This is a genomic window from Pseudomonas putida, from assembly GCF_002025705.1.
Classification (GTDB): domain Bacteria; phylum Pseudomonadota; class Gammaproteobacteria; order Pseudomonadales; family Pseudomonadaceae; genus Aquipseudomonas; species Aquipseudomonas putida_J.
Genome location: NZ_CP018846.1, coordinates 6,004,460 through 6,025,551, shown reverse-complemented (window position 1 = coordinate 6,025,551; position 21,092 = coordinate 6,004,460). Strand labels below are relative to the sequence as shown.

Sequence of the window (21,092 nt, the reverse complement as noted above, 5' to 3'; positions counted from 1 at the left end):
GGTACCTCCCGGTCAGCGCTGGGCAACCAGCTTCTGGTTGGCACTGACGAAGTCCAGCGCTTCACCACCATGGGCCTTGGCGTACTGCTCGGCCTGGTCCTTGAGCAGGAAAGCGGCCAGCTCACCCTTGGCGTTGCGCACAAACCAGGCTTGGTTGGCCAGCAGCTTGATGCCACTGTCGGCAGCCTGGGCATAGATGGCGCGGATGTCCTTGCCTTCCTGCTCCAGCTGGGCCAGGGCGCCAAGGGCGGCTTCCGGCGAGGCGTAGTGGCGTACCTTGTCTTCACCGCGCACCCAGATCTGCGCCAGGCGGCTGAAGTCAGTGATCGGCTTGCCAGTGAGCGCGTCGTTGGCCTTGAGCGGCAATGGGTCGTAGTTTTTCAGCGCCTTGTCGTAGTCCAGGCCGGCCTGCTTGAAGGCGGCGCGGATGTACTGGTCGTCGATGAACTGGTCGGTGTCGAGGCCACGATCGGTCTTCTTCAGCAACTTCAGCGTATCAATGGACGTGGCCACCGCCTGGCGGTATTCGGGCTTCCAGGTCAGGTCGCGAGTCTGCAGGCCGAGCGGGCCGTGGAACAGGTAATTGACCTCGGCCTCGATGCCAGTGACCTTCTCGATCAGCTCGCTGTACTTCTCCGGCTCGGCCGCGATCAGGCGGTCAGCTTCGAGGCTGGCGCGCAGGTAGGCGGTGACCACCTCCGGGTACTTCTTCGCATAAGCGGCATCGACCAAGGCGCCGTGGAAGGTCGGCGCATTGGCCTGGGCACCGTCGTAGATCTTGCGAGCAAAACCGCGGTTGGGGAACAACTCGGCGAACGGCACGAAGTCGGCATGGGCCTCGATGCGGTTGCTGCGCAAGGCGGAACCGGCGATTTCCGGGGCCTGGGCGATGATCCGCAGGTCCTTTTGCGGGTCCCAGCCCTGGGCCGCGACGGCGCGCAACAGCATACCGTGGGCGGTGGAGGCGAACGGCACGGAAATGGTCTTGCCCTTGAGCTCAGCCAGCGACTGCACCTTGGATGCCGCCGGTACGACGATGCCGTTGCCGCTGCCATGCACACTGCCCGAGAGCACACTGATGAACAGGCTGCGCTTGCCGGCATCCAGGTGCGCAACGCCATTGAACGAGCCGGGGAAATCGGCCATGGCGCCGAAGTCGAGCTTGCCAGCGACCATCTCGTTGGTCAGCGGCGCGCCGCTGGTAAAGTTTTTCCACTCCACCTGGTAATGGGCATCCTTGTACTTGCCATCGTGCGGCAGGTACTTGTCGAGCAGGCCCAGTTCACGGATCAGCAGGCCGCCGGTGGCGCAATTGATGGTGGTGTCCTGGGTGCCGATGGCGATGCGGATGGTTTCGGCGCTGGCATTCAGGCCGGTAAGCGCCAGCGCGAGGCCGGCCACGGTTGCTACAAGGCGCATGGGTGTTTCCCCTCGAATCGTTTTGAGTTCTGGAATCGTCTCCGCCGCCCGGCTTGGGGGGTGGGAAACGAGGGGCATTGCAGGAAGGCGCGTCCGGTGGTTCGCCGGATGGCGGGGATGAGTCAGCGCAGCAGGTACGGGATGTCGACCTTGACCGCACCGGTGGGGCAGTCTTTTTCGCAGGGCATGCAGTACCAGCACTCGTCGAAGGCCATGTAAGCCTTTTGTGTGGCCGGGTTGATCGCCAGCAGGTCCATGGGGCAGACCTCGACACAGACGGTGCAGCCTTTTTCGGCGATGCACTTGTCTTCATCGACGGTTACCGGAGCGCTGCTGCGAAAGAAGATTTCCTGGGGCTGGTAGGCCATTTCACGGGGTCCTTGGGGCCTTCATGGGCACCCTTTCATCTAGAGGCTTGCACATTTCCCCGTGGGAGCGGGTTTACCCGCGAAGAATCCAACACGGTGGATGGCACCGGCTTCGCCGGTGTTCGCGGGTGATCCCGCTCCCACAAGGTGAGGTGTCGCTCAGGCGGCATTGGCTTTGACTCTCAACCGGTCATAGGCAGTCTGCTCTTCGGCATCCAATGCGATCAGGTACGGCTCGACGGCTTTCTTGAAACTGGTCATTTCACCGTTTTCGCCTTTTTTCAGGTGGCAGTGGCAAAACCATTCGCCATCGTTGCGCTCGGGGAAGTCGACCCGGTGGTGGTACAGGCCCCAGCGGCTCTCTTCACGGAACAACGAGGCCCGCGCCGCCATTTCGGCACAGTCGCGGATCACCGAGACCTCCATGGCACGCATCAGCTCATGCGGGTTGCTGGCTTTCATCTGTTCCAGATCACGCTCGATCTCGGCAAAGCGCGCCAGGCCGATTTCCATCTTCTTGGTCACCTTCGGCGGCTGCAGGTAATCGTTCACCATGCGGCGCAACTTGTATTCGACCTGCGCCGGCGGCAGGCCATGCTCGCGCTGCAGTGGGGCGAACACCCGCGCGCGTTCGCGCTCGACCTGCCCGGCATCAACTTCGGCCAGCTCCCGCCCGGCCACGTACTGCGCGGCATTCACACCGGCAAACCAGCCGTAAGTGAAGGCGCCGAGCATGTAGTTGTGCGGCACTGCAGCCATGTCACCGGCGGCATACAGGCCCTTGACGCTGGTCTCGGCCTTCTCGTTGACCCACACCCCCGAGGCCGAATGCCCCGAGCAGAAGCCGATCTCGGAGATATGCATCTCGACCATGTGCTGGCGGTAGTCGGTGCCACGGCCGGCATGGAACTGGCCACGGCTGGGGCGCTCGTTGCTGTGCAGGATCTCTTCGATGTTCTGGATGGTTTCCTCGGCCAGGTGGTCGAGCTTGAGGAACACCGGGCCGTTGCCGCCTTCGAGCTCCTGGTGGAACTCCCACATCATCTGCCCGCTCCAGTAGTCGCACTCGATGAAGCGCTCGCCCTTGCTGTTGGCGGTGTAGCCGCCCAGCGGGCCTGTAACGTAGGCGCAGGCCGGGCCGTTGTAGTCCTTGATTAGCGGGTTGATCTGGAAGCACTCGAGGTTGGCCAGCTCGGCGCCGGCGTGGTAGGCCATGGCATAGCCATCGCCGGCATTGGTCGGGTTTTCGTAGGTGCCCATCAGGTAGCCCGACGACGGCAGGCCCAGGCGCCCGGCGGCACCGCAGGCGAGGATCACCGCCTTGGCCCGGACCACGCGAAACTCGCCAGTGCGGCAATCGAAGCCCAGTACACCGGCAGCGGCGCCTTCGGCATCGAGCAGCACACGGGTGCAGACCATGCGGTTGCTGATCTCGACCCGGGCGCGCTTGAGCTGGCGATAGAGCACCTTCTTGATGTCGTGGCCCTCGGGCATGGGCAGCACGTAGGCGCCCATGTGGTGGACCTTCTTCACCGCGTAGTCGCCGGTCTCGTCTTTCTCGAACTTGACTCCCCAGCGGTCGAGCTGCTCGATGGTTTCGAAACTGTGGGTGGCATAGGCATGCACGGCGGCCTGGTTGGCGATGCCGTCGTTGGCCACGGTGATTTCCTTGGTGTACTGCTCGGGCGTGGCATGGCCGGGGATGATGGCGTTGTTCAGGCCGTCCATGCCCATGCTGATGGCACCGCTGCGCTTGACGTTGGCCTTGTCCAGCAGCAGTACACGCAGTCCCTTGTCGTGCTCCTTGGCCTTGATCGCCGCCATCGGCCCGGCGGTGCCGCCGCCGATGACGATGATGTCGTAATCCTGGGTCTCGATGCTCATGCCTTGCTCCCCTTCTGGCGGTCGATGCGCAGGCGGTACTGGAAGGCATCGCCGCGGTAATAGAGGTGTTCGAAGTCCAGCGGTGCACCGTCGGCGGTGTGGGTCAGGCGCTCGATGCGCATGATCGGCGAGCCCTCCTCCACCTCCAGCGCCTGGGTCAGGTCGCTGTCAGCCAGCACCGCGTCGATGGCCAGGTCGGCGTGACCCAGGGCGATGCCACAGTCGTTTTCCAGCAGCAGGAAGATGTCGCGGGTGACCAGGTCGGCCTTTTCCAGCTTCTCGCCGACGGCCTTGGGCAGCCAGGTCAGCTCCAGCGACACCGGCTCGCGGTTGATCAGCCGCACCCGGCGGATCTCGGTGACCAGGCTGCCCTCCGCGACCTGCAGCCGCGCCGCCACCAGGGCATTGGCCGGCACGTGGCGGAAGCTGCGCAGGCGGTTGATCACTTCGTAACCCATCTGCGTCATCGACTCGCCAAGGCCCTGCAGGGTGCTGACGTTCTGGAACGCCTTGGGTTTGGCGACGAAGGTGCCTTTGCCGTGGATCTTGAAAATCAGCCCTTCCTTTTGCAGGTCGCCCAGCGCCTGGCGCACGGTAATGCGGCTGACATCGAAAGCCTTGCCCAGCTCGCTTTCCGAGGGCATGCGGCTATGGGGTGGATAAGTACCGTCGAGGATGCGCTCGCGCAGCAGTTCCTTGAGCTGGGTGTAAAGCGGTACCGGGGACAGGGGGAGCAGTTCGGCCATGGGTCTCTTCGCTGATCGATGACTTGTTATAACAAGTTGTGACTAGAGCATAGAGGGCATAAGAACCTACAAGGAAATACTGATATCGCATATGGATAGATGGATTTGGCTTGCCTGTACCAGCCCCTCGCGGCTAAAGCCGCTCCTGCAGACAGCGCAGAACCTGTGGGAGCGGCTTTAGCCGCGAGGGGCCAATCAGGAAAAACTGCCATAGATCAAGGCGATGGACGCCGCCGAATCAGATGGGTATCATGCGTTCGCGTTGCACTCGTAGCTCAGCTGGATAGAGTACTGCCCTCCGAAGGCAGGGGTCGTGGGTTCGAATCCCGCCGAGTGCGCCATCTTCGAAAGCCCTGGGATCATTCCCGGGGCTTTTTCATTTGTGCGACATGTCGCGTTTCTGGCACTCCCGTGCCGTGGGTCATTGGTGTTAGCGTGGGCCCCTTCCCGTTCCCGACGGGTACCCCATAACAATGATTCGCGAAGGAATGCGTGCCCATGCACCTGAAAAAGCTCACCTCCACCGCCCTGCTGCTGGCCAGCATCGGCCTGTTCGCCCAACCGGCCCAAGCCAACCTCTCCCAGCAACAGTCCGCCGCCATCGTCAAAGCCTTCGACGGCAGCAACCCGGCAGATTTCAAGCAATTCCTCGGCAAACTGAAAGGTAGCGACCTGGCCAAGGCCGACAACCTCGCTGCCACCCTCGACGCCTACCTGGCCGGCAAGCCGCTGGCAGCCGAGCAACAGAACGAAATCAACCGCCTGCTCGGCCTCTACACCCGCATCAAATACGCCAAGGCTGCCACGGAAAACCTGCGCGAACTGGTGGCCATTCCCACCTTCAGCGTCGACGGCGTACCCCAGCACGAAAACCCCGAGTTCCTGAAGATCGCCGACAAGATCAAGGGCCTGGCAGAGAGCTTCGGCCTGGCCTTCCGCAACGTCGACAACCGCGTCTACGAGATCTCGCTCGGCGAAGGCAAGGAAGTGGTCGGTATTCACGCCCATGCCGACGTGGTGCCGGTCAACCCGGACAACTGGAAGCTGGCCGACGGCACCCGCCTTGACCCGTTCAAGGTAACCCTGGTCGGCGACCGCATGTACGGCCGCGGCACGGAGGATGACAAGAACGGCATCATCGTCGCGCTGTATGCACTGAAAGTCGCCAAGGACGAGAACCTGCCACTGGCCCGGCAGTTCAAGCTGCTGATCGACACCACCGAAGAAACCAGCGGCGACGCCATCCCTTACTACTTCGAGCGCAACCCCACCCCCGACTACAACCTGGCGCTGGATGGCGGCTACCCCGTGGTGATTGCCGAGAAAGGCTACGGCACGGTCATGGCCAGTTTCAGCAAGCGCCCGGCCACGGGCCAGGGTGCGGAAATCGTCAACCTGACTGGCGGCCTGGCGACCAACCAGATTCCTACCACGTCGGTGGCGACCTTGGTTGGCGACAACCCGGAAGAGCTGGCAAAACGCCTGAACAGTGCGGGTGCCGATTATGTGAAGCGCAATGGCGGCGACTTCAGCATCGACGCCAAGGCCGATGGCAAGAACGTGCTACTCACCGTGACCGGCGTCTCTGCCCACTCCTCGGAGCCAGAGTCCGGCGTGAACCCGGTTGCGCGCATGCTCGACTTCCTCAATGGCCTGGGCCAGAAGGTGCCGCTCAAGCACAACCACTTCACCGATGCCGCCCGCTACGCCGCCGACAACTGGGGCCTGGACTACCTGGGCAAGAAACTCGGCATCGGCTTCGAAGACAGGTTCATGGGCCCGCTGACCACCTCGCTGACCTTTGTCGGCGTGGATAATAAGGGCCTGAAGCTGGCCGTGAACCTGCGCATTCCAAAAGGCAAGCCGCTGGCCACCCTCAAGGACCAACTGGCCGACAAGTTGGGCAAATGGACACGCCAGAGCCACACCTCGGTGGCCTTCGACTACAGCCTCGACGAGCCGATGTTCCGCAACCCTGAAGGCGAATGGGTCAAGGCCCTGCTCGATGTGGCCAGCGAGAACCTGGGCATGAAGCACGACTTCGGCACCTCGGCCGGCGCCACCTCGGTGCATGACCTGCCCAACGGCGTACAGTTCGGCCTGGCCATGCCGGATGTGAAGTACACCGGGCACAACGACAACGAGTTCAAGACCGTGGAACAGTTCATGCTCGACCTGCAGATCGTGAGCGAGATGGTGGCGCGGATCGGACAGATGCCGAAGCTCTGAGCAATGCTTGCAGCGGTGCAAGCATCCAACTACCATTGGCCCTGACTACGACGACAGCAGAAAATTTGTCGGCGGTGCTGCGAAGGCCTCAGAACACTGGGGTCATATGAAGGGAGATTGCAGGCAAAAATGGATCGTTCCACTTGAGTGTGGGAGATTCGCCTCCAAAGCCGTCCTTCCGCGTAGTCAGCTTATATTCCTGATCTTGGCCTCGGTTGCATGATATGCAGTAACCGGGGCCAAGTACTTTCTACCTCCCTCAACTCGTACCTTGACCACGGCGACCGCATAAAAGCTGGCCTTGCCAATGCGGACTTTCTGTCGCGTGTTGAAGACAATCGCTTGTGCATGCTTCGGTTTGTTCAAGCCAACCTGGCTTTGCGGCGAATAGGCCGCGAGCAGAATTTCCATGACCTGCGCAGCCGTGCACCCATCCTTGGTCATCCGCGCATCCAAAGGATGAGCGACCGCTTCCAGATCAATGAGAATGCCTCTCTGATTGGGTACATCCCAACCCCTCTCCCTGCAGATCTTCCTGACACGATCAAATTGCTTAGGCGTGAGCAAGTATGAGAACGAAGGCATACCTTCGTCATTTACCCTAGGGTCAGAGGAGCGACGACGGGCCAGCGCAATTACAACCAAGGCAATGAAGGCATCTTGCAATGCGCTTCGCTTGGGTGATGGTGAGTTCTCCATGACTTCTTGTTTTCCATGGCGAGCATTTTCCACCCCGGAAAGACCAACGCCCGTGTGCGCGGCACTACGGGCGTGAGGATCTCAGCAAGTTCTGGAAATTAAGCCTTTGATTGCGATGGGTAAATTCGAAGTCCGATGCTGGATGAGGGCAAAATTCGTAGGCAATTTCTGATAGATCAGAAATCCGTCTTACCTTGATCAAAGACTGGACCCGTTTCTTTGACCACCACTGACGCTCTGATGACGTTTTTCAATCGACTCGATGCCGTTTCCTGCATTGCCGTGCAGGCCGGCGTGCCGGATGCTTTATTTACTCCAAGCGTTCGTCTTTTCCACCCGCAGAGGCCCGTATGAAGACCGTCGAACAAATCCTCAAGACCAAGTCCCAGCACCAGACCGTGTACACCATCGGCCCGGATGACTCGGTGCTCGACGCCCTGAAACTGCTGGCGGAGAAAAACGTCGGTGCGCTGCCTGTGGTCGAAAACAACCAGGTAGTGGGGATCGTCAGTGAACGGGACTATGCACGCAAGCTGGTGCTCAAAGGCCGCTCCTCGGCTGCCACGCCGGTACGCGAAATCATGAGTGCGCCGGTGATCACGGTAGGGCCCAAGAAAAACCTGGATTACTGCATGCAGCAGATGACCGACCGTCATCTGCGCCACCTTCCTGTGGTCGAGGACGGCAAGCTGCTCGGCCTGTTGTCGATCGGCGACCTGGTCAAGGAAACCATCGCCGAGCAGGCTAACCTCATCAAGCAGCTGGAGCAGTACATCCGCGGCGAATGATGGCGCCTCAGTGGTAGGCGCGCTCCAGCTCGTCCAGCTGATGGTCGAAGCTGCGCAGGCGCGCCGACCAGGTGTACACCAATACCTCCAGGTCACGGTTGAGCACGGCGGTGTTGCCATGGCCGTTGCTCGACGGCTCGCACAAGTCCAGCTGATAACGCTCGCGGGCCATGGCCGTGGCCACGCTTGAGAGGTCACGGGCATTGGCCAGCCAGTGATGATGATGGTCGTGGATTTCGCGGTCGAGTGCCCGGCACTGGCGTTTCAACGCATCCAGGCTCTGTTCCAGCGGGGTGCCCTTGAGCTCGCCCATCACCTCTTCGAAGGTGCGCCCGGAATGCCAGTAGCTACCCCAGAAGTAGCGGTCGAACACTGTTTCGACGCGGCGTAACGCCACCTTGGTGTTCCAGATGGTCAGCAACGTTCGCCCCTGCACCACTTCACGCTTGTTCAGGTGCAATTGCTGCCAGGCAATCCAGGTCAGTGCCACCAACGCGACTGCGGCTGTAACTGCGGCTGCAGCGTAGAGGAACTGGATCGCCTGGTTCATCTGCTGGGTTTGGCGGATGCCGTAGAAGTAGCTGGCCGTCAGGGTGCCCAGGATCGTCACGGAGCACCAGAAGCCTGGTGCGTAGGGATCTTTCATCACGCTAACCCCTCTTGTTTTTCCTGAGCATAGCAACGGCCAATCACTCGTCAGGTGCCGCTCGGCACTTTATTTTCTGGGGCGTCGCAACGCTTCGTTGAGTTGATCGAAAGGCTCCGCCCAATCGGCATCTTCAATGATGCTTTCCTGCAGGAAGGCGCGCTGGGAATCGGTCCAGAACGGTGCATCCACCAGCTTTATCTCGTTCTTCAACGGCGAATGGCTGGTAATGAACTGGTCGATGCTCTGCGCATCGTCGGGCAGGCCCAGTTGCTTGAACAGCTCGGCGAATGGATGGATCGGTGCGTCCATGGTTCCTCCTGTGTGCCGGGCTGGCCGTCCACGACGCCGGCCCGGCATTGGCTTGAGAACATCAGCACAGCTCGCGAACTTCGGCTTGCGGTACCAGTTTGAGGTACTGCTCCATGCTCATGTGGATCAGGTGATCGTGGTCACCCGCCTCCAGGTAGACATCGCCCTGGCGGGTTAGGCTCGAATCGAGCAACATCTTGATCTGATAGGCGTCACCCATTGCCGGGATGGCGCCCCGCTCGCAATCGCCGAACAGCATCGGCAAGGCGCTTTCGCGGGTCAGCTGCCAGGCGCCGGACATGCGCACCTTGCTCATGTCCATGTGCCGGTTGGCCGGCAAGACGGCCATGATGTAGTTGCCATGGCGGTCGTCCAGCATTACCGACTTGGCGACCCGCTCTGCGGGTACCCCGGCCGTGCGCGCCGACTCAAGGCTGGTGGCCGAGTGTGGGTGGGGAATGATGTCGTAATCGCAGTTGGCCTGGTCCAGGCGCTGCTGCAAAGTCTTGGCCATACGCATGATGCACCTCCGGTTTCGCCCCCCAACTTCCAATTTTAGGCCTTGGGCTGGCAGGCATGGCTAAACTTCAAGTAGAGAGGCCAACGAGGTGACGACAGGTGATCAGTCGATGTTGCCGCGGCTTGCTGCTGTTGCTGCTGCTTGGCCTTGCCCAGGCCAGCCAGGCAGCGCCCGGCAGCATCTGGGTGCTGGGAATCGATGACGCCATCGGGCCGGCCAGCGCCGACTACCTGCTGCGCAACCTCGAACAGGCCAAGGCCCAGGGTGCCCAATTGGTGGTACTGCGCCTGGACACCCCCGGCGGGCTGGACAGTGCCATGCGCCAGATGATCAAGGCGATCCTCGCCAGCCCGGTACCAGTCGTCAGTTTCGTCGCCCCCAGCGGCGCCCGTGCCGCCAGCGCCGGCACCTATATCCTGTATGCCAGCCACGTTGCCGCCATGGCCCCGGGGACCAACCTCGGCGCCGCCACGCCCGTACAGATCGGTGGCCTGCCCGGTACATCAAAGGACGACAAGGCCAAGCCGAGCGACGAGGAACAGACCCTGGCCCGCAAGCAGGTCAACGACGCCACCGCTTATATCCGAGGCCTGGCCCAACTGCGCGGGCGCAATGCTGACTGGGCAGAACGAGCGGTGCGTGAGGCGGTCAGCCTGCCGGCCAGTGAAGCGCTGCGCCTGAAAGTGATCGACCAGGTCGCCAACGACCTGCCCGACCTGATGCGCCAGCTCGATGGCAAGACCTTGATCGCCGCCGGCCAACCGCTGCTGCTGCAAACGCGCGATGCTGCCCTGATCGAGCACCTGCCGGACTGGCGCACGCGCTTGCTGGCCGTCATCACCAACCCCAGCGTGGCGCTGATCCTGATCATGATCGGGGTGTACGGCCTGCTGTTCGAGTTCATGAACCCTGGCTCGGCGCTGGGCGGCGTGGTCGGTGGTATCTGCCTGCTGCTCGGGCTTTACGCCCTGCAGCTGCTACCGGTGAGCTTTGCCGGCGTGGCGCTGATCCTGCTTGGCATCGCCTTCATGATCGCCGAGGCGTTCCTGCCCAGCTTCGGCGTGGTCGGTTTCGGCGGCATCGTGGCCTTCGTGGTCGGCGCGGTGATCCTGATCGACACCGACGCACCGGGCTTCGGTATCCCGCTGGTGCTGATCGGCACGCTCGCCGTGCTCTCGGCACTACTGATCGGCGGCGTGCTGGGCATGGCCATCAAGGCGCGGCGACGGGCGCTGGTCAGCGGTGACGCCGGCCTGGTCGGCAGCCTTGTGACGGTCACCCAGGTGCTGGCGGACAACCCGTTCTGTGGTTCGGTACAGGCTCAGGGCGAACAATGGCAAGTCCAGTGCACGACGCCGCTGCAGGCCGGGCAGAAAGTCCGGGTCACGGCACGCCAAGGTGTGATGCTGGAAGTGAGCGCCGCAGCCCCCGCGGCGCAAGGAGACAGATGATGTTCATGCAAGTGGGTTTCGGCGCGGTGCTGATCGTGCTGGCGATGCTGTTGCTGTCGGCATTGCGCATCCTGCGCGAGTACGAGCGTGGCGTGGTGTTTCAGCTGGGGCGCTTCTGGCAGGTCAAAGGCCCGGGGCTGATCCTGCTGATCCCGGTGATCCAGCAGATGGTCCGGGTCGACCTGCGCACCGTGGTGCTGGATGTGCCGCCACAGGATGTGATTACGCGCGACAACGTGTCGGTGAAGGTCAATGCGGTGTTGTATTTCCGCGTACTCGACCCGCAGAAGGCGATCATCCAGGTCGAGGACTTTCTCGTCGCCACCAGCCAGCTGGCCCAGACCACCTTGCGCGCAGTGCTGGGCAAGCACGAACTGGACGAGCTGCTTGCCGAGCGCGAGCAGCTGAATTCGGACATCCGCCAGGTACTGGACGCACAGACCGACGCCTGGGGCATCAAGGTCGCCAACGTCGAGATCAAGCACGTCGACCTCAACGAATCGATGGTCCGTGCCATCGCCCGCCAGGCAGAAGCCGAGCGCGAGCGGCGGGCCAAGGTGATCCATGCCGAGGGTGAATTGCAGGCGTCGGAAAAGTTGATGCAGGCCGCGCAGATGCTCAGCAAGGAGCCTGGGGCCATGCAGTTGCGTTACATGCAGACGCTGGGGGCGATTGCCGGGGACAGGAGCTCGACCATCGTCTTCCCGTTGCCGATCGACTTGCTCAAGGGGCTGGTGGACAAGCAGAAATGACCGGGGCTGCATGGCAGCCCCGGGGTTCGATCAGATGGGTGCCCGGCGCAAGGTGGCGAGGAAGGTCGCCGCGCCGATGAACAACCCGGCAAAGGTACGGTTCAGGCGCTTCTGCTGCTTGGGCGTGCGCAGCAGGCGCAACACCCGCGAAGCCAACCCGGTGTAACCCGCCATCACCAACATGTCGACGCTGATCATGGTCACGGTGATCGCGATGTACTGCGGCAGCAGAGGCGCGTGCGGGTTGAGGAACTGCGGCAGCACGGCGAGCATGAACACCAGCGCCTTGGGGTTGCTGACGTTGACCAGGAAACCGCGGAATACCAGGCTCAACGGCTTGCCGATCGGGCGCACGCCGGATTCGTCGGCCATGTCCATCGGCAAGGCACGCCATTGTTTGTAGGCCAGGTAGACCAGATAGGCGACACCGAACCACTTGATGACCTGGAAGGCGGTGGCTGAAGCGGCCAGGATGGCGCCGACACCTGCGGCAATGATGGCGATCTGTACGATCAGGCCCAGTTGCAGGCCCAGGGCATTCCAGTAACCCCGCCAGAAACCGTACTGTAGCCCGCTGGACATCGAGGCAATCGCCCCGGCACCCGGCGACAGGCTGATTACCCAGCACGCGGCAAAGAAGCCCAACCACACTTCCATCGACATCACACACCTCGCTCAACAATTGTTGCAAAACGTTAAGCTAAGGGGTTGGCGAAAAAATAACCAGCAAATTTTGTGGGATTTCTACTGCCTGTAGCGGCCTCTTCGCGGGCAAGTCGGACCGCCGCACCGCCGCGCCCACAGGAACATCACCGCCCTCAGCCGTGTGGCATCCCTGTGGGAGCGGGCAAGCCCGCGAAGAGGCCGGTACAGGCAACATCAAACGATCAGGACAAAGCCTCAAGTTCGGCCTGCATGCTCTCCAGGGTTTCCAGAGCTTCCATCCAGGCTTCCTCAAGCTCGCCTTCGCGCTGCTTGAGCTTGGTCTGCCGAGCCAACAGATCGCGCAATTCATCCTTGCGCGCCGCTTCGTACACACCACCATCGCCCAACGCAGTCTCGACCTCGGCCAGCTGCGCATGCACCTGGTTGAGCTCGCTCTCCAGCTTGTCGGCCGCTTTCTTGTGCGGTGCCAACTGCTGTCGCAGGGCGGCGGCAGCCTGACGCTGGGCCTTCTTGTCGGTCTTGTCCGGATTGGCCGGGGCGTTGCTGGCCGGGGCACTGCGCTGGCGGTACTCGACCAGCCAGCGGCTGTAGTCGTCAAGGTCGCCATCGAAGGTCTCGACCTTGCCATCGGCCACCAGCAGGAAGTCATCGGTGGTGCTCTTGAGCAGGTGACGGTCGTGGGAAACCACCACCACAGCACCGGCAAACTCCTGCAAGGCCATGGTCAGCGCCAGGCGCATTTCCAGGTCGAGGTGGTTGGTCGGTTCGTCAAGCAGCAGCAGGTTCGGCCGTTCCCAGGCGATCAGCGCCAGAGCCAGGCGGGCCTTTTCGCCACCGGAGAAGTTCACTACCGGCTCATCGACGCGGTCGCCGTGGAAGTCGAAACCGCCAAGGAAGTCGCGCAAGGTCTGCTCGCGTTCGGCCGGCGCGATGCGCTGCAGGTGCAAGAGCGGGCTGGCCTTGTCGTCCAGCGAGTCGAGCTGGTGCTGGGCGAAGTAGCCGACGGCGAGGTTCTCGCCACGCACCAGGCGACCCGACAGCGGCTCGAGCTCACCGGCGAGGTTCTTGATCAGGGTCGACTTACCGGCGCCGTTGGGGCCGAGCAGGCCGATGCGCGCACCTGGGACCAGCTGCAACTTGACCTTGTCGAGGATCGCCTTGTCGCCATACCCCAGGCGGCCTTCGGACAGGCTCAGCAGCGGGCTGGAGATTTTCTGCGACTCACGGAAGACGAAGTCGAATGGCGAATCGACATGCGCCGCCGACAGCTCCTCCATGCGCTCCAGGGCCTTGATCCGGCTCTGCGCCTGGCGGGCCTTGGTGGCCTGGGCCTTGAAGCGGGCGATGTACTTTTCCATGTGCGCGCGCTGCGCCTGCTGCTTCTCGTAGGCTTGCTGCTGTTGCGCCAGGCGCTCGGCACGGGTGCGCTCGAAGGCGGTGTAGCCACCCTTGTACAGGTTGAGCTTGCGCTGCTCGACGTGCAGCACGTGGTCGACCACGGCGTCGAGGAAGTCGCGGTCGTGGGAAATCAGCAACAGTGTGCCCGGGTAACCCTTGAGCCAATCTTCCAGCCACAGGATCGCATCGAGGTCGAGGTGGTTGGTCGGCTCGTCGAGCAACAGCAGGTCGGACGGGCACATCAGGGCCTGGGCCAGGTTCAGGCGCATCCGCCAGCCACCGGAGAAGTCACCTACGCGGCGGTCCATCTGCTCATTGGTGAAACCCAGGCCAGCCAGCAGCTTGCGCGCGCGGGCATCGGCGGTATAGCCGTCGGCGACTTCCAGCTCACTGTGCAGGCGTGCCAGGGCAGTGCCGTCGTGGGCCTGCTCGGCCACGGCCAGTTCGGCCTGGACCTTGCGCAGGCGGGCGTCGCCGTCGAGTACATAGTCCACGGCCAGGCGGTCGAGGGTATCGACTTCCTGACGCATGTGGGCAATGCGCCAGTCGCCGGGCAGCTGGCAATCGCCGGCATCGGGCGACAGCTCACCGCGCAGCAAGGCGAACAGGCTGGATTTTCCGGCGCCGTTGGCACCGATCAGGCCGGCCTTGTGACCGGCGTGCAGGGTCATCTCGGCGCCTTCTAGCAAGCGCTGCGGACCACGCTGTAAAGTGAGGTTGGATAGTCTGATCATAGTGGTCGCGGAGTCTACCAGCTTCCTCGGCCCGCAGCGTGAGTGGAATCATGTACACCGACCTGTGGAATCACGCCCTGGCGCTGTATGCCCGCCCGGGAGTCGAAACGGCCTGCCTGGATGTTCAGGCGCTGGGGGGCGACGTCTGCCTGCTGCTGTGCGCGACCTGGCTGCAGGCGCATGCGGTCACCTGCCGTGAAGAGCGCGCCCAGGCACTGCGTGCGATTGCCGAGCCGTGGCAACACGATGTGGTTGCGCCATTACGCAGCCTACGCCGGCAATGGCGCACACCCGCGCAGCAAGATCCACACCTGGCGGCGTTGCGAGAGCAAGTGAAGGGGCTGGAGTTGCAAGCGGAGAAGGAGTTGCTGCAACGGCTGCAAACCTGTGCGCAACAATGGCCCACAGGCTCGAGTGAGCCCACGGACGATTGGCTGGACCGGTTGACGCCAGAGCAGGCCTGCGGCCACGACGCGCTGGTTATCTTGCGCGTCGCGGCCGCAGCGCTTCAGGAGGCCGAAGACGGCGTCTGAGCTGGGGTGCTGGCGGGTGCCGAGGAAGTGGCGGGAGCGGCCGAATTGGTCGCTGGCGCACTGGCGGCTGAAGTAGCCGGTTTCGCTTCGGCAGGTTTGGCAGCGACCGGTTTTGCTGGGGCCTTCGCTGCAGGTCTTGCTGCTGGCTTGGCTGCGGCAGGTTTGGCCGGTGCTTTGGCAGCAGCAGGCTTGGCGGCTGGTTTGGCTGCCGCTGGCTTGGCTGCAGCCGGTTTGGCGGCAGGCTTGGCAGCTGCGGGCTTAGCGGCGACAGTTTTGGCCGCTGGCTTGGCGGCAGCGGTTCTGGCCGGGGCTTTGGCTGCTGCAGGCTTGGCGGCTGCTGGTTTGGCGGGAGCCTTGGCAGCAGCGGGTTTCGCGGCTGGCTTGGCGGCAGGTTTGGCGGCGGCGGCGCGGGCTGGGGCTTTTGCCGCTGCGGGCTTGGCAGCAGCGGGTTTCGCAGCTGGCTTGGAGGCGGCAGCTCGGGCCGGCGCTTTGGTCGCGGCCGGCTTGGCCGGGGCCTTGGCGGCGGCAGGCTTGGCGGCGCTGCGGGCTGGTGCCTTGGCAGCAGCCGGTTTCACGGTCTTGGCAGCCACTGCACGCTGGTCGAGTGCCTTGCCGGCGGCCTCACGCACCTTGCCGACCCCTTGAGCCAGTTTCAGGCTTTCCTGGGCATCACGTTTGAGTTGCTGAATGTAAGTACGCGTCTGGGTCTGGCGTTCCTTGAGCGAGTCGAGCAGCTCTTCAAGTTCACCAATAACCTTTTGCGCCTTGTTCTGTGCCTTGGCTTTACCTGCCTTGGCCGCGTCCTGCAACTTCAGGCGACCATTGTGCAGTTTTTCCTGGGCTTTGCCGCGCTGCTTTTCCAACTTGGCCAGCAATTTCTCCGCATCAGCCAGCGCTTGCGAGCAGGCTTCTTCCAAGTGTTCGAGCAGGCTGCCCGAAAGTTGCTGGAGCAGGTGTAACGGCGTATTTACTGGCTTCTTTTTAGCCGACATGGTTTACCTCCTGGCTGACGAGATTGCGGCTCATACTATGCTTCTGCTGCTACCGCCGCTAGGGCATGTTGACAGTATTGATGGCGCCGCGTTGCATGCCTGGGCAAAGTTGTTATCTTGCAGCTCCGAGCAAGTGTAGTTGCTTAACAAAACGTTGCAGGTTTTTACCTGGTAGACCGTGTTTTATGCAGTGCATGGCTTGAGTCGTTTGTCGAGGCGTAGATCGAGCGCCGCCCGCGCGGCGCATCGCGGATAAATCCGCTCCTACATTTGTTGCAACGTGACCATGCCAGTGAGGCCATGGTTGTCAGCCTTGTTTGTAGGGATCAAGTCATACACCAAGGCAGGCGGCCATGGCGTTACAGGTTCGGCACGTTGCAACGAATGTAGGAGCGGATTTATCCGCGATGCGCCGCGCGGGCGGCGCTGGATCTCGACAACAACGAATCAATCACGGCAAACACCGAGCCTCCACACACATCTGGAACAGTACCTCACCATGTCTCGTAAACTTGTTCTCGGCTTGTACCTGATGGCGCCATTTGCCTTGGCCGATACCGCTCCTGCCAATGATCACGACCTGGCCTACAGCCTCGGCGCCAGCCTGGGTGAGCGTCTGCGCCAGGAAGTGCCTGGCCTGCAACTGGATGCGCTGGTCGAAGGCTTGCGCCAGTCCTATCAGGGCCAGCCATTGAAGCTCGACAAGGCACAGATGGAGGCCATTCTCCAGCAGCACGAAGAGCAGGCCAGCAGCGCCGCCGAACAAGCCGAAGTCGCCAAGCTGCAGGCCGTGGAAACCCGCTTCATGGCCAACGAGCGAGCCCGTGCCGGCATGCACGAGCTGCCGCAAGGCGTGCTGTACAGTGAGCTGAAATCGGGTAATGGCGCGCAACCCAAAGCCGGCGGCAAGGTGCAGGTGCGCTATGTCGGCAGGCTGCCGGATGGCACAGTGTTCGACCAGAACCAGCAACCGCAGTGGTTCAGCCTGGACTCGGTGATCGAAGGTTGGCAGTTGGCGTTGCCACACATGAAAGCGGGTTCGACCTGGCGCCTGGTAATTCCCTCTGCACAGGCCTACGGTGCCGAGGGCGCAGGTGACCTGATCGCGCCCTACACGCCGCTGGTGTTCGAAATCGAGCTACTGGCGGTCGGCGACTGACGCCGATCTTCAGGCTTCGACCGCGCCCTCTTCCTTGTGCGCGTTGTGCAGCACCTCGATCAGGCAGTCTTCGAGCTCGAAGCGTTCGTGCAGCAGGGCACCCAGCTTGGTCAGCTTTTCGGCGAAGCGTTCGGTGTCCTTGCACTCGCCCTTGGCGCAGTGGTCATTGAAGGCCAGAGCAATTTGAGTGCTTTCATCAATGCGGGGATTGATCTGCGTAGCCAGCTCCAATCCGCGTGTATCGCCAAATGCCTTGGCTTCGCTGACCAACTGCTCACTGACCTCAAAGTGCCACGCCGAAACGTAGTCGACCAAGAGAGCGCAAAAATCTCCATTGGTGTCCTTGTCGGCAAAGGCTGGCCTCACGTCGCGCAAGGTGCGGAAAGCCTGGACCAGCTCCTCTCGCTCCTCGAGCCAACGGTCGATCAGCTTGTGAACCCCACCCCAGCGTTCCTGGGCGTTCTGACAACTATCGAGCATGGCGATCTCTTCCCTTCTGGGTAGATGCCGCTGCACCTCGCACCACGACCGTGCAGCACAAAGGTGACATCAGCAGGACGGCATCGAGCAGTTGTGTTTTCGGTATGCGTGCTGGGAGATTATTCCCGCGCGTGCTTAGCATCAAGGTACGCAGCAGACAAAGTTCATACAAGTGTTTAATACCCCGATACACCACCATTGGTCGCGCTACCGGCCACCGGCATGCGCCAGGTCAAGGATTGCCAAGCGAGCGGAAACGATACGCCAGCAGGCAGCTCAAGGGCAGCGCCGCCAGCAACAGAAACGCCAGCAAGCTCCACTCTGGCAAGGTCAGGTCGAGAAAGCTCCAGGTCAGCGAGCTGCAATCGGGGCCGCCGAATAACAGTTGCCGCGCGGCTTCGCGCCAGGGTAGCTCGAACATGCGCCCGATTGGCAACGGGCACATATGGCTCGCATCGATCGCGCCCTGCAGCCAGACATGCCGTGCCGCCAGCAAGGCACCACTGGCCCCGCACATCAGCGCTGTTCGCGCGTATCGCCGAGCCCCGGTAATACCGGGTGCATGCAGTGCCGCACACAGGCACACCAATGCATACAAACCCAGCAGTACCCGCTGACTGAAACACAGCGGGCAAGGCACAAGCCCAGGGACACTTTCGAGATAGAAAGACACGCCCAGCACCGCCAGCGAGGCAAGGCATGCCGGAATGAAGAACGTGCGCAGACTGGCCATCGACATGGGCAGAAAGGTCCCGGGAAAGTTGAAGTGGCTGGAACGGTAGAGGAAAGCCCGGGGTTGTTTCAAGGCGCTACTGGAATGACAAGTCGCTGTATTGCAAGGAAAGTTTCCATCCGGGCTGTAGGAAAGTTCTTAAGGAGAGGCTGTAGAACTAACTTATGACGCTGAATAAGTTACCGCCCCCATGAGCCCGCGCACCTGCGCGGGCTCATGGAACGTTCAAGCGCGAACAACTTCTGGCAACGGTAGTGCCAGAAGACGCTCATCGAGCAGACCCAGGCCTTCTTCGAACAGCTGATTGCTGCGTTCGGTTTCGCCAAGGCTGGCGAGCAAGCGCGCAAGCTCGGCACAGGCTTCCGGATTACGCTGCATGCGCAGGCTGCTTTCCAGATAGTCGCGCGCTTTGCCCCACAGGCGGTTCTGCAGGCTCAGGCGGCCGAGTGTGAGCAACAGACTCGGGTCATCTGGATGGGCTTTCAGCCAGCCTTCGGCGGTTTGCAGCTGACGCGCCGGATCATCACCGCGTACCAGACCATACAGGCGAGCCAGGTGGCTTTCGTACTCACGCTTGAGCGCAGTGCGCAGCACCTGCTCGGCTTCGCCCTGAGCACCCACCTGGCGCAACTGTTCGGCATAGGCCAGCACCAGTTGCGGCTCCTGGCGCTGGGCCGCGGTCAGCTGCTGCCAGGCGCGTTCAAGCGCCTGACGGGCACTTTGCGCATCCTCGCCACGGGTGGTCGCCAGGCCAAGGTTCTGGCCCCAGGCTCGCTTTTCCAGCGCGGCCAGCTCGTCGGCCGGCAACACCTTGCCCTTGCGCAGGTCCGGCAGCAGACGAATCAGCGCCGACCAGTCGCCACGCTCCAGGTGCAGGCGCTGCAGCAGGCGCAGCACCTGGGTGTTATGGGGGTGGCGCTCCTGCATGGCCAGCAGTGTCTCCAGCGCTGCATCACGCTCGCCGCGGTCCATCTGCAATTGCGCATGGGTCAGGGCAATAGCCAGCTCGGCCTGGGGCTGACGCTCCAAGGCACGTTCCAGCAGGTTGTCGCTATCTTCCTTGCGCCCCTGTTCATTGGCAGCGCGGGCGGCACCGAGGTAATACAGCAGGGGTTGGCGCTCGGCCTCGGCAGCACGATGCAGGTGGCGCTGGGCACTGGCCCAGCGGCCCTCGGCCAGGTCCAGCTGACCCTGTTCGATGGCGATCCGCACACGCCGGCTGCGGTTACGCCGCGACCATGGGTTGACCACGCCACTTGAGGTCAGCACCAGCCCGACCAGGTAACGCAGCAGCAACAGCAGCACGACCACGCCAGCCAGCGCCGCAAGCGCCGCCCACAACCCGGACTGGTAGCGGAAACCACCGTAGGCAATCAGTACATAACCACTGTGCTTGGCCACCGCAATGCCCAACGCTGCGGCAATCACGATCGCCAGTACGGCCAGCAGGTAGACACGCTTCATGGTTTGCCCCCTTCAGCCTCGGTTGGCAGATGGCGGCGCTGGATGTACGCCTGTACCGCAGCCAAGCTTTCGCTCAGATCCGGGGTTACTACCGAGACAGGCTGCTCAGCCAGCGCGTTGAAGCTGTCGAGCATCGCCTTGCTTTGCGGGTTGTCGGCATTGAAGTTGGCCAGCAGCACGCTGCGCGCATCATCCAGGGCCTGGGTGTAGACCTTGGCCTCACCATTGAGCGCTGCCCACTGTGCCTGCTCGATGGTCAGGCTCAGGGCCAGACGCAGCTGGTTCAGCTGCTGGCCTGCCAGCAACGGCCGCACATTGTCGTCGGCATTGAAGTCGATCTGGAAGTACTTGGAGATTTCTGCCCACCACTGCGACAGGCGACTGGCCCCATCACCATCGGCGGTCAACGCGCCTAGCGCATCGGCGTTGCTGGCGAACTCGGGCGACTGGGCGCTGAGCTGCTGCACCAGATCACGCTGGGCGGCGAGCTTGAGGAACAGACCGGTGCGGTCCGGCTGCTGGGTGCTGTTCAGCGTGGCCAGGCTACGCGCAAGCTGCTCGCGGGCGGCAAAGGCGCCCGGGTCGCTCTGCTCGCGGAGGATCTCGTCGGCACCTTCGACCAGGGCCTTGGCGCTGGTGATGTCCTGCAATGCCGACAAGCGCAAGGTAGCCAGACGCAACAGGTGCTCCGCCTCGGCCAGGCGCCACTCCTTGCGGCTCTCGCCGAGTACGGTTTCCAGCCGTTGGCTCAGACGCTGCTGATCGCCTTGCAGTTGCGCCACCAGGCGGCGGCGGTCTTCCAGCTCGCTGGCGGCCGGCAGGCTGGCCAGTTGCGCACTGATCTGCTGCTCGCGCTGCTGCAGTGCAGCGGCGCGCTGGTTGAGGGCTTCCAGGTGCTGGCCCTGGTTCACTTCACTGCCTTGCAGCTGCCGCACCTGCCAGACACCCCACCCACCTACTGCGACCCCGGCGGCGCCCAGCAGCAGCGCCAGCACGGCCAGACCACTGCCAGAGCGCTTCACGGGCTTGTCGGTGACGGGTTGCGCCGGCTCCTGCGCCGACGGCTGATCATTGTTGGACAAGACAGTTTCGCTCACGTATCCATCCTTTGCATGGGGG

At 62.6% G+C, this 21,092-nt stretch carries 21 protein-coding genes and 1 tRNA gene; 7 read left to right on the top strand and 15 right to left on the bottom strand.

Annotation, left to right across the window (positions count from 1 at the left end):
- Window positions 1–12: 12 nt before the first annotated feature.
- The 4 genes from BUQ73_RS27205 to BUQ73_RS27190 all read right to left on the bottom strand — a co-directional run bounded on the left by BUQ73_RS27205 (window position 13) and on the right by BUQ73_RS27190 (window position 4,417).
- Entirely contained in the window at window positions 13–1,419 is a 1,407-nt protein-coding gene (locus BUQ73_RS27205) for an ABC transporter substrate-binding protein (protein ID WP_079230395.1), read from the bottom strand.
- Window positions 1,420–1,541: 122 nt separating this feature from the next.
- The gene (locus BUQ73_RS27200) at window positions 1,542–1,787 is read right to left on the bottom strand and encodes a 4Fe-4S dicluster domain-containing protein (RefSeq protein ID WP_079230394.1); all 246 of its coding nucleotides are present in this window, start codon (window positions 1,785–1,787) and stop codon (window positions 1,542–1,544) included.
- Window positions 1,788–1,946: 159 nt separating this feature from the next.
- Window positions 1,947–3,671 carry a fumarate reductase/succinate dehydrogenase flavoprotein subunit gene (locus BUQ73_RS27195; RefSeq protein WP_079230393.1) on the bottom strand — a complete coding sequence of 575 codons (1,725 nt, stop codon included), beginning with the start codon at window positions 3,669–3,671 and terminating at the stop codon, window positions 1,947–1,949.
- Window positions 3,668–4,417 carry a GntR family transcriptional regulator gene (locus tag BUQ73_RS27190; RefSeq protein ID WP_079230392.1) on the bottom strand — a complete coding sequence of 250 codons (750 nt, stop codon included), beginning with the start codon at window positions 4,415–4,417 and terminating at the stop codon, window positions 3,668–3,670. Before BUQ73_RS27190 ends, BUQ73_RS27195 begins: the two co-directional genes overlap by 4 nt.
- A 264-nt stretch (window positions 4,418–4,681) precedes the next feature.
- On the opposite strand from BUQ73_RS27190, the gene BUQ73_RS27185 reads away from it, so the two are divergent.
- Together BUQ73_RS27185 and BUQ73_RS27180 are read left to right on the top strand one after the other, a co-directional pair.
- Window positions 4,682–4,758 (top strand) — tRNA-Arg (locus BUQ73_RS27185).
- Window positions 4,759–4,915: 157 nt separating this feature from the next.
- A complete protein-coding gene (locus BUQ73_RS27180) occupies window positions 4,916–6,646 on the top strand; it encodes a dipeptidase (protein ID WP_079230391.1) in 1,731 nt (576 codons plus the stop codon).
- A gap of 186 nt (window positions 6,647–6,832) precedes the next feature.
- On the opposite strand, the gene BUQ73_RS27175 is transcribed toward BUQ73_RS27180, so the two are convergent.
- Window positions 6,833–7,345: a hypothetical protein gene (locus BUQ73_RS27175; RefSeq protein WP_152031617.1), complete on the bottom strand. Its 513-nt coding sequence runs from the start codon at window positions 7,343–7,345 to the stop codon at window positions 6,833–6,835.
- A 350-nt stretch (window positions 7,346–7,695) separates the two neighbouring features.
- On the opposite strand from BUQ73_RS27175, the gene BUQ73_RS27170 reads away from it, so the two are divergent.
- Window positions 7,696–8,133: a CBS domain-containing protein gene (locus tag BUQ73_RS27170; RefSeq protein ID WP_079230389.1), complete on the top strand. Its 438-nt coding sequence runs from the start codon at window positions 7,696–7,698 to the stop codon at window positions 8,131–8,133.
- Window positions 8,134–8,140: 7 nt separating this feature from the next.
- On the opposite strand, the gene BUQ73_RS27165 is transcribed toward BUQ73_RS27170, so the two are convergent.
- From BUQ73_RS27165 to BUQ73_RS27155, 3 genes are all read right to left on the bottom strand, one after another.
- Window positions 8,141–8,779: a hypothetical protein gene (locus BUQ73_RS27165; protein WP_027916940.1), complete on the bottom strand. Its 639-nt coding sequence runs from the start codon at window positions 8,777–8,779 to the stop codon at window positions 8,141–8,143.
- Between the two features lie 69 nt (window positions 8,780–8,848).
- Window positions 8,849–9,091: a DUF2789 domain-containing protein gene (locus tag BUQ73_RS27160; protein WP_027916941.1), complete on the bottom strand. Its 243-nt coding sequence runs from the start codon at window positions 9,089–9,091 to the stop codon at window positions 8,849–8,851.
- Between the two features lie 61 nt (window positions 9,092–9,152).
- A complete protein-coding gene (locus tag BUQ73_RS27155; protein ID WP_027916942.1) occupies window positions 9,153–9,611 on the bottom strand; it encodes an aminoacyl-tRNA deacylase in 459 nt (152 codons plus the stop codon).
- A gap of 98 nt (window positions 9,612–9,709) precedes the next feature.
- Between BUQ73_RS27155 and BUQ73_RS27150 the strand changes: the two genes are divergently transcribed.
- Entirely contained in the window at window positions 9,710–11,062 is a 1,353-nt protein-coding gene (locus BUQ73_RS27150; protein ID WP_079230388.1) for an NfeD family protein, read from the top strand.
- Window positions 11,062–11,814, top strand: a complete 753-nt coding sequence (locus tag BUQ73_RS27145) for a slipin family protein (RefSeq protein WP_027916944.1) — start codon at window positions 11,062–11,064, stop codon at window positions 11,812–11,814. Before BUQ73_RS27150 ends, BUQ73_RS27145 begins: the two co-directional genes overlap by 1 nt.
- Before the next feature lie 30 nt (window positions 11,815–11,844).
- Here the strand turns inward: BUQ73_RS27145 and BUQ73_RS27140 are convergent, their stop codons facing one another.
- Both BUQ73_RS27140 and BUQ73_RS27135 read right to left on the bottom strand, forming a co-directional pair.
- Complete coding sequence (locus tag BUQ73_RS27140) at window positions 11,845–12,477, bottom strand: LysE family transporter (protein ID WP_079230387.1); 633 nt, start codon at window positions 12,475–12,477, stop codon at window positions 11,845–11,847.
- Window positions 12,478–12,701: 224 nt separating this feature from the next.
- Window positions 12,702–14,612, bottom strand: a complete 1,911-nt coding sequence (locus tag BUQ73_RS27135) for an ATP-binding cassette domain-containing protein (protein ID WP_079230386.1) — start codon at window positions 14,610–14,612, stop codon at window positions 12,702–12,704.
- 50 nt (window positions 14,613–14,662) lie between these two features.
- On the opposite strand from BUQ73_RS27135, the gene BUQ73_RS27130 reads away from it, so the two are divergent.
- Window positions 14,663–15,145, top strand: a complete 483-nt coding sequence (locus BUQ73_RS27130) for a TIGR02444 family protein (RefSeq protein ID WP_079230385.1) — start codon at window positions 14,663–14,665, stop codon at window positions 15,143–15,145.
- Here BUQ73_RS27130 and BUQ73_RS27125 read toward each other — a convergent pair.
- Window positions 15,121–16,137 carry an AlgP family protein gene (locus BUQ73_RS27125; protein ID WP_079230384.1) on the bottom strand — a complete coding sequence of 339 codons (1,017 nt, stop codon included), beginning with the start codon at window positions 16,135–16,137 and terminating at the stop codon, window positions 15,121–15,123. The genes BUQ73_RS27130 and BUQ73_RS27125 overlap by 25 nt on opposite strands.
- 499 nt (window positions 16,138–16,636) lie before the next feature.
- Here BUQ73_RS27125 and BUQ73_RS27120 point away from each other — a divergent pair, with 499 nt between their 5' ends.
- Entirely contained in the window at window positions 16,637–17,296 is a 660-nt protein-coding gene (locus tag BUQ73_RS27120) for an FKBP-type peptidyl-prolyl cis-trans isomerase (RefSeq protein ID WP_079230383.1), read from the top strand.
- A gap of 9 nt (window positions 17,297–17,305) precedes the next feature.
- On the opposite strand, the gene BUQ73_RS27115 is transcribed toward BUQ73_RS27120, so the two are convergent.
- The 4 genes from BUQ73_RS27115 to BUQ73_RS27100 form a co-directional block, all read right to left on the bottom strand.
- The gene (locus BUQ73_RS27115) at window positions 17,306–17,776 is read right to left on the bottom strand and encodes an Rsd/AlgQ family anti-sigma factor (RefSeq protein ID WP_079230382.1); all 471 of its coding nucleotides are present in this window, start codon (window positions 17,774–17,776) and stop codon (window positions 17,306–17,308) included.
- A gap of 232 nt (window positions 17,777–18,008) precedes the next feature.
- Window positions 18,009–18,515 (bottom strand): disulfide bond formation protein B, encoded by a 507-nt coding sequence (locus BUQ73_RS27110; RefSeq protein ID WP_079230381.1) that lies wholly within the window; start codon window positions 18,513–18,515, stop codon window positions 18,009–18,011.
- 219 nt (window positions 18,516–18,734) lie between these two features.
- Entirely contained in the window at window positions 18,735–19,973 is a 1,239-nt protein-coding gene (locus tag BUQ73_RS27105; protein WP_079230380.1) for a heme biosynthesis HemY N-terminal domain-containing protein, read from the bottom strand.
- Window positions 19,970–21,070, bottom strand: coding sequence for a uroporphyrinogen-III C-methyltransferase (locus BUQ73_RS27100; RefSeq protein WP_079230379.1), 1,101 nt, complete (start codon window positions 21,068–21,070; stop codon window positions 19,970–19,972). Before BUQ73_RS27100 ends, BUQ73_RS27105 begins: the two co-directional genes overlap by 4 nt.
- Window positions 21,071–21,092 lie beyond the last annotated feature (22 nt).

Coding starts and splice junctions, on each gene's coding strand:
- BUQ73_RS27205 (WP_079230395.1), bottom strand. CDS start 1,419: ATGCGCCTTGTAGCAACCGTGGCCGGCCTCGCGCTGGCGCTTACCGGC.
- BUQ73_RS27200 (WP_079230394.1), bottom strand. CDS start 1,787: ATGGCCTACCAGCCCCAGGAAATCTTCTTTCGCAGCAGCGCTCCGGTA.
- BUQ73_RS27195 (WP_079230393.1), bottom strand. CDS start 3,671: ATGAGCATCGAGACCCAGGATTACGACATCATCGTCATCGGCGGCGGC.
- BUQ73_RS27190 (WP_079230392.1), bottom strand. CDS start 4,417: ATGGCCGAACTGCTCCCCCTGTCCCCGGTACCGCTTTACACCCAGCTC.
- BUQ73_RS27180 (WP_079230391.1), top strand. CDS start 4,916: ATGCACCTGAAAAAGCTCACCTCCACCGCCCTGCTGCTGGCCAGCATC.
- BUQ73_RS27175 (WP_152031617.1), bottom strand. CDS start 7,345: ATGGAGAACTCACCATCACCCAAGCGAAGCGCATTGCAAGATGCCTTC.
- BUQ73_RS27170 (WP_079230389.1), top strand. CDS start 7,696: ATGAAGACCGTCGAACAAATCCTCAAGACCAAGTCCCAGCACCAGACC.
- BUQ73_RS27165 (WP_027916940.1), bottom strand. CDS start 8,779: ATGAAAGATCCCTACGCACCAGGCTTCTGGTGCTCCGTGACGATCCTG.
- BUQ73_RS27160 (WP_027916941.1), bottom strand. CDS start 9,091: ATGGACGCACCGATCCATCCATTCGCCGAGCTGTTCAAGCAACTGGGC.
- BUQ73_RS27155 (WP_027916942.1), bottom strand. CDS start 9,611: ATGCGTATGGCCAAGACTTTGCAGCAGCGCCTGGACCAGGCCAACTGC.
- BUQ73_RS27145 (WP_027916944.1), top strand. CDS start 11,062: ATGTTCATGCAAGTGGGTTTCGGCGCGGTGCTGATCGTGCTGGCGATG.
- BUQ73_RS27140 (WP_079230387.1), bottom strand. CDS start 12,477: ATGTCGATGGAAGTGTGGTTGGGCTTCTTTGCCGCGTGCTGGGTAATC.
- BUQ73_RS27135 (WP_079230386.1), bottom strand. CDS start 14,612: ATGATCAGACTATCCAACCTCACTTTACAGCGTGGTCCGCAGCGCTTG.
- BUQ73_RS27130 (WP_079230385.1), top strand. CDS start 14,663: ATGTACACCGACCTGTGGAATCACGCCCTGGCGCTGTATGCCCGCCCG.
- BUQ73_RS27125 (WP_079230384.1), bottom strand. CDS start 16,137: ATGTCGGCTAAAAAGAAGCCAGTAAATACGCCGTTACACCTGCTCCAG.
- BUQ73_RS27120 (WP_079230383.1), top strand. CDS start 16,637: ATGTCTCGTAAACTTGTTCTCGGCTTGTACCTGATGGCGCCATTTGCC.
- BUQ73_RS27115 (WP_079230382.1), bottom strand. CDS start 17,776: ATGCTCGATAGTTGTCAGAACGCCCAGGAACGCTGGGGTGGGGTTCAC.
- BUQ73_RS27110 (WP_079230381.1), bottom strand. CDS start 18,515: ATGTCGATGGCCAGTCTGCGCACGTTCTTCATTCCGGCATGCCTTGCC.
- BUQ73_RS27105 (WP_079230380.1), bottom strand. CDS start 19,973: ATGAAGCGTGTCTACCTGCTGGCCGTACTGGCGATCGTGATTGCCGCA.